Source organism: Glycomyces sp. YM15 (assembly GCF_016918015.1).
In the GTDB taxonomy this organism is placed as follows: domain Bacteria; phylum Actinomycetota; class Actinomycetes; order Mycobacteriales; family Micromonosporaceae; genus Glycomyces.
Genome location: NZ_JAERMK010000015.1, coordinates 26,069 through 31,830, shown reverse-complemented (window position 1 = coordinate 31,830; position 5,762 = coordinate 26,069). Strand labels below are relative to the sequence as shown.

Annotated in this window: 5 protein-coding genes; 2 read left to right on the top strand and 3 right to left on the bottom strand. The window is 68.1% G+C overall.

All coding sequences use genetic code 11. The annotated features are described in order from the left end of the window. Positions 1 to 88: 88 nt before the first annotated feature. From JHY01_RS16785 to JHY01_RS16775, 3 genes are all read right to left on the bottom strand, one after another. Positions 89 to 1,336: an RICIN domain-containing protein gene (locus tag JHY01_RS16785; RefSeq protein ID WP_205326810.1), complete on the bottom strand. Its 1,248-nt coding sequence runs from the start codon at positions 1,334 to 1,336 to the stop codon at positions 89 to 91. Positions 1,337 to 1,643: 307 nt separating this feature from the next. Beyond that, a complete protein-coding gene (locus JHY01_RS16780) occupies positions 1,644 to 2,714 on the bottom strand; it encodes a PLP-dependent cysteine synthase family protein (RefSeq protein WP_205326809.1) in 1,071 nt (356 codons plus the stop codon). Further along, positions 2,715 to 3,176, bottom strand: coding sequence for an Lrp/AsnC family transcriptional regulator (locus JHY01_RS16775; RefSeq protein ID WP_205326808.1), 462 nt, complete (start codon positions 3,174 to 3,176; stop codon positions 2,715 to 2,717). Between the two features lie 226 nt (positions 3,177 to 3,402). Between JHY01_RS16775 and JHY01_RS16770 the strand changes: the two genes are divergently transcribed. Both JHY01_RS16770 and JHY01_RS16765 read left to right on the top strand, forming a co-directional pair. Beyond that, the gene (locus tag JHY01_RS16770) at positions 3,403 to 3,615 is read left to right on the top strand and encodes a BldC family transcriptional regulator (protein WP_205326807.1); all 213 of its coding nucleotides are present in this window, start codon (positions 3,403 to 3,405) and stop codon (positions 3,613 to 3,615) included. Between the two features lie 529 nt (positions 3,616 to 4,144). Beyond that, the gene (locus JHY01_RS16765) at positions 4,145 to 5,560 is read left to right on the top strand and encodes a glycoside hydrolase family 6 protein (protein ID WP_205326806.1); all 1,416 of its coding nucleotides are present in this window, start codon (positions 4,145 to 4,147) and stop codon (positions 5,558 to 5,560) included. Positions 5,561 to 5,762 lie beyond the last annotated feature (202 nt).

Sequence of the window (5,762 nt, the reverse complement as noted above, 5' to 3'; positions counted from 1 at the left end):
CTGGCCCCAACACACATCTAATCTTCCCGCGCCCCCCCCCCCCCCGCGCCCCCCCCCCCCCCCCCCCCCCCCCCCCCCCGCCGCATGGTCATCGCACGTGCCCCGCGATCGGCAGCGGGAGCGCCCTGGTGCCCTCGGCGACCAGGCGCGCCATCTGGTTCGCGCCGTTGTCCTGGAAGTGGGTCGAGTCGGCGAGGCCGTCCGGGTAGTTCGGGTACTGCCCGGCCCGCAGGTGCATGAAGACCTCCCAGCGGGCCCGGTCGTAGCCGATCGAGTTGAGGTAGGTGCGCGAGCGCGCCCCGAGGTCGATCAGGGCCACGCCGGTCTCGTTCACGAGTTCGTGGACCTTGGCGGCGTACGTCGGGAACGACTCGTTGAACCGGCCGGTCGACGAGTTGTAGTCGAGGCGGTTGACCGGCGTGAGCAGCACCGGGGTCGCGCCCCTGGCGGTCGCTCCGGCCATGTAGTGGTCGCGCAGGTACATCTTGTAGTCCGCGGGCGAGGTGTAGCGCTCGGGGTTGCCCGTACTGGCGTCATTGTGTCCGAACTGGACGAACAGGTAGTCGCCGGGCCGGATCGCGTCGAGGATCGTGGTCAGGCGGCCCTGCTCGATGAACGAGCGCGAGGAGCGCCCGCCGATGGCGTGGTTGGCGATCGTCGTGTTCGCGTCGAAGTACGCGCTGAGCTTCTGGCCCCAGCCGCTCATCGGATAGCGATCGGAGTTGTAGTTCTGGGCGGTGGAGTCCGAGGCGATGTAGATCGTCGGGTCGCCCTCTGGCGCGGTGCCGACCGGGAGGGCCCTGAACTGCTGATTCGTCCCGCCGTTCGAGTCGTACTGCGAGATGCGCGAGCCCGGGGAGGTCGAACGCTCCCAGACGTCGAGGGCCTTGCCGGAGTTGCGGTTCACGAACCGCAGGTAGGTGCCGTCGTCGAGGATCTGCCAGTGCTGGTTGACGCCGCCGTTGTCGGCCCATTGGACGATGTCGGCGCCGTTGTCCCTGGACTTGGCGTAGACGTCGAGCACCAGGTTCGAGTGGCGCGCCTGGATCTTGTAGTAGCCGCCGCCGGCGTCGACGAAGCGGAACTGCTGGTGGGTCGCGTCGGTGCGGGTCTGCTGCAGGAGCCTGGCCCCGTTGGCGGTCGACGCGGAGAGGTCGAAGACGAGTCCGGAGTGGCGGGACTGCAGGACGTACCAGGTGCCGGGGGTGAACGCGGCGTTCGCGGCGCCCGCGCCGAGGAACCCGCCCGCGGCGGCCCCGGCGCCGATTCCGGCGAGGAGGCCGAGGTTGCGGCGGGAGAGTTTGGCGCTGAACGGATTGCCGTGTGCGTTGGTCATGTGCGCTCCAGTGCTGGAAGGTCGAGGCCGCGGCGCGAGGTGACGCCGCGGCCCGGTGAGGAGGGTCCGGTCGGTCGGGAGTGTGCAGGATTCTTTGCTGAAACGATTCAAAGCAGCGGCGGATCGGTCGGATGCGTTTCCTCGGGCGTTGCCGGGGGTGCACGAGGGATCTATATACTCACAATCCTCGATTTGCTTGGCGGGAATCATAACGCGCAGCGGGTTTTCGCCACAAGTGGCCCGAGCAGGGCCGTCGGGTGAGCGGTCGGCGCAGCCCGATGAGCGGTCGGATCCGCCGGTCGAGCGGTCAGTCGGGCAGGAGCGGCGCCAGCCGCTCGGCGGCCGCGCCGAGGTCCATGCCCTGGGCCGCGACCCAGTCGTCGTCGAAGTAGGTGCCGCCGTACCGCTGCCCCGAGTCGCACAGCAGCGTCACGATGCTGCCGTCTCGCCCGGCCTCGCGCATCTCCGCGATGATCGACAGCGCCGCGACGAGATTGGTGCCCGTCGAACCGCCCAGTCGCCGCCCCAGCCGCTCGGACGCCCAGCGCACGCATGCGATCGACTCGGCGTCGTCCACCTTCACCATGCGGTCCACCAGGTCGGGGATGAACGACGGCTCGACTCTCGGCCGCCCGATCCCCTCGATGCGCGAGCCGCGCTCGGCGGCCGCGTCCGGATCGCCCTCGAGCCACCCGTCGAAGAACGCCGAATGTTCGGGGTCGACCACGCACAGGTTCGTCTCGTGCTTGCGGAACCGCACGTACCGCCCGATGGTCGCCGAGGTCCCGCCGGTCCCCGCGCCGACCACGATCCAGGTCGGCACCGGGTGGCGCTCCAGCCGCATCTGCTCGAACACGCTCTCGGCGATGTTGTTGTTCCCGCGCCAGTCCGTGGCGCGCTCGGCGTACGTGAACTGGTCCATGAAGTGCCCGCCGGTCTCGGCGGCGAGCCGTTCGGCCTCGGCGCACACTGCTCCGGCCTCGGCCACCAGGTGCGCCCTGCCGCCGTAGGACTCGATGAGCGCGATCTTCGAGGCGCTCGTCGACTGCGGCATCACGGCCGTGAACGGCAGCCCGAGCATCCGCGCGAAGTAGGCCTCGCTCACCGCGGTCGAACCGCTCGAGGCCTCGATCACCGGCGTGCCCTCGTCGATCCAGCCGTTGCAGATCGCGTACAGGAACAGCGAGCGCGCGAGCCGGTGCTTGAGCGAGCCGGTCGGATGCGTCGACTCGTCCTTGAGGTAGAGGTCGACCCCCCAGTCGCTCGGCAGCGGGAACGGCAGCAGGTGCGTATCGGCCGAGCGGTTGGCGTCGGCCTCCACTGTGGTGATGGCCCAGTCGGTCCAGAGCCGCGGCCTGGCCCGGTCGACGGAGCGCATTCAGTCGGCCTGCTCGAACGGGACGGGCTGCGGCCGGTCCTCCCATTTGGTCGAGAGGGTGATGGTGGTGCGCGTCTGGGCCACACCGGGAATCGCGCCCACGCGATGGATGAGCCGTTCGAGGTCGCCCATCTTGGGCACCCGCACCTTGAGTTGATAGCACTCGACGCCGGCGAGGAAATAACACGATTCGATCTGCGGAATGGCGCGGAGGCGTTCGCAGATGTCGTGATGGTCGGCGGCGTTGTCGGGGATGATGCCGATGAGCGCGGTGATGCCGAGCCCGATGGCCTCGGCATCGATCACGGCCGTGTAGCCGGTGATGATGCCGCTCTTCTCGAGCTTGGTGACGCGGTCCTGCACGGAGGGCGCGGTGAGACCGACCCGCCGCGCCAGTTCTGCGTAGGAGGTCCGCCCGTCGGTGCGCAAGAGGTTCACTAGGGTCTGGTCGATCTCGTCCACTTGTCGAGGATAACCAGAGTTGCCACTTGCGCCCTCTGCCTACCTCATACCCGCGTACTCCTAGAGCGTCAGATTCAGCTCAGAGCGCTGTTGACGTGCGCGTGGTACTTTCAGGCAAAACCTACCAGCCGAAAGTATGTCCAAGAACTCATGGCAGGTTTGACTGAATAGTGGTGTAATGGGTTTAACGCACGAAGTGAGTCTTCATCACGGGGAGGAAGAAATCATGGAGACCGAGGACCGCCTACTCACACCTGGCGAAGTGGCCACGCTGTTCCGTGTCGATCCCAAGACCGTGACGCGCTGGGCCGCCGCTGGCCGGATCGGGAGCATACGCACCCCGGGCGGTCACCGTCGGTTCCGCGAGTCGGAAGTCCGGGCACTGCTCGAAGGCGACGCGGGAGCCCAGACCACTTTTGAGACCGGGAACGCCCAGTAGCCAGCCCAGACGTACCGCGCGGGCGCCACAGCGGCCGCGAATCCGCGAACTGAACGAACCGTCCGGCACAGGCCGGTCCCGCGCAGCGCCCCACGTCCGCACACGGCCGAGGAAGGACGCGCCCGGTACCGGCTTTTCGCATGCTCGGGACCGAAATGCCACGGATCGACGCAACCCGCGCCGCCGCCTGCGATCGCAGGCGGCGGCGCGGGCTTTGCGGGGCCGGGCCGACCTCGAATCCAAAATGGAGATATTTTATTCCATTAAGGGCATTTATTCACTTTTTGAAGTCGATCAAATACCCTGAGTCGCTACACTTGCCACTAATGGGAAATTTCTGGATTCTCCGGGATCAAGGCCCTTGACATCACAGTTAGACATAGGCACACTTCGATGTGAAGTTTGGGAGCGCTTCCGTGTCCACCCGGTACCCGCGGAGCCGCTCCCGGAAGAGCAGCTGATCTGCGAGCGCGGCGAGGCCGCGCCCGCCGGCTGCCGTCAAGCCCGACTGTCAATCGAGGGAAGGCACATGACACTCAGTCGAAGGAAACGGCGCCTAGGAGCGCTCGCGGCGGCCGCGATCGCCGCCACCGTCAGCACCGTGGCGCTGACCAGCGCCGGAGCCCAGGAGCAGGCGGACTCGGACGCCGACATCGCCCAGGCGAAGGTCGACAACCCCTACGAGGGCGCCCAGGTCTACATCAACCCGCAGTGGTCCGCGAACGCCGCGGCCGAGCCCGGCGGTGAGGCCATCGCCGACCAGCCCACCGGCGTGTGGCTCGACCAGATCAGCGCCATCGAGGGCAACGGCTCCCCCACCACCGGATCCATGGGTCTCAAGGACCACCTGGACGAGGCGGTGGCGCAGGGCGCGGACGTCATCCAGATCGTCATCTACAACCTGCCCGGCCGCGACTGCGCCGCCCTCGCCTCCAACGGCGAGCTGGGCGCCGACGAGATCGACCGCTACAAGAGCGAGTACATCGACCCGATCGTCGCGATCCAGAGCGACCCGGCCTACGCCGACCTGCGGATCGTCAACGTCATCGAGATCGACTCGCTGCCGAACCTCGTCACCAACGTCTCGCCGCGGGAGACCGCGACCGCCAACTGCGACACGATGAAGAACAACGGCAACTACGTCGACGGCGTCTCGTACGCGACGGCGGAGCTCGGCGCGCTGCCGAACACGTACCAGTACCTGGACGCGGGCCACCACGGCTGGATCGGCTGGGGCGACACGAACCCGCAGTACGACAACTTCCACGCCTCGGCGGCCCTGTTCGGCTCGCTCATCGGCGAGAACGGGATGAGCGCCGACCACGTGAACGGCTTCATCACGAACACCGCGAACTACTCGGCGCTGGAGGAGCCCTACTGGGAGGTCGACCAGAACGTGGGCGGCCAGGCCATCAACCAGAACCCCGATGTGAAGTGGGTGGACTGGAACGACTTCAACGGCGAGATCGACTTCTCGACGGCGTTCCGCGACGAGCTCGTCGCGAACGGCTTCAATGAGGGCATCGGCATGCTCATCGACACCAGCCGCAACGGCTGGGGCGGCCCGGACCGGCCCACCGCCGCGTCCACTTCGACCGACCCGGTGACCTTCGTGGACGAATCGCGGATCGACAGGCGCTTCCAGAAGGGCAACTGGTGCAACCAGGCCGGTGCGGGTCTCGGCGAGCGGCCGCAGGTCGCGCCCGAGCCGGGCATCGACGCCTACGTGTGGATCAAGCCCCCGGGGGAGTCCGACGGCGCTTCGGAGCCGATCGACAACGACGAGGGCAAGGGCTTCGACGAGATGTGCGACCCGGCTTACGAGGGCAACATCCGCAACGGGTTCAACATGAGCGGGGCCCGCGGCGAGATGCCGATCTCGGGCCACTGGTCGAGCGAGCAGTTCGCGGAGCTGCTTGCGAACGCCTACCCGCCGGTGAACTAGCGGCCACGGCGGCTCGGCGAACCGAACGGCACAACGCCGAGCCGCGGGCCGCCCCAGGCGGCACGCCGGTGCACGAGCCGCACTGGATAGGGCAGGGAGAGGGCGAACCGGCACTTCGCCCGCATGAAGACGGCGGGGGCCCCCGCGGGGCGGGCCCCCCCCGCGTGGGGGGCCCGGGGGGGGGCAGCCCCCGCCCGCGCGC

Bases quoted from the DNA above. Each gene is read 5' to 3' on its own strand.
- JHY01_RS16785 (WP_205326810.1), bottom strand. From the start codon at position 1,336: ATGACCAACGCACACGGCAATCCGTTCAGCGCCAAACTCTCCCGCCGC.
- JHY01_RS16780 (WP_205326809.1), bottom strand. From the start codon at position 2,714: ATGCGCTCCGTCGACCGGGCCAGGCCGCGGCTCTGGACCGACTGGGCC.
- JHY01_RS16770 (WP_205326807.1), top strand. From the start codon at position 3,403: ATGGAGACCGAGGACCGCCTACTCACACCTGGCGAAGTGGCCACGCTG.
- JHY01_RS16765 (WP_205326806.1), top strand. From the start codon at position 4,145: ATGACACTCAGTCGAAGGAAACGGCGCCTAGGAGCGCTCGCGGCGGCC.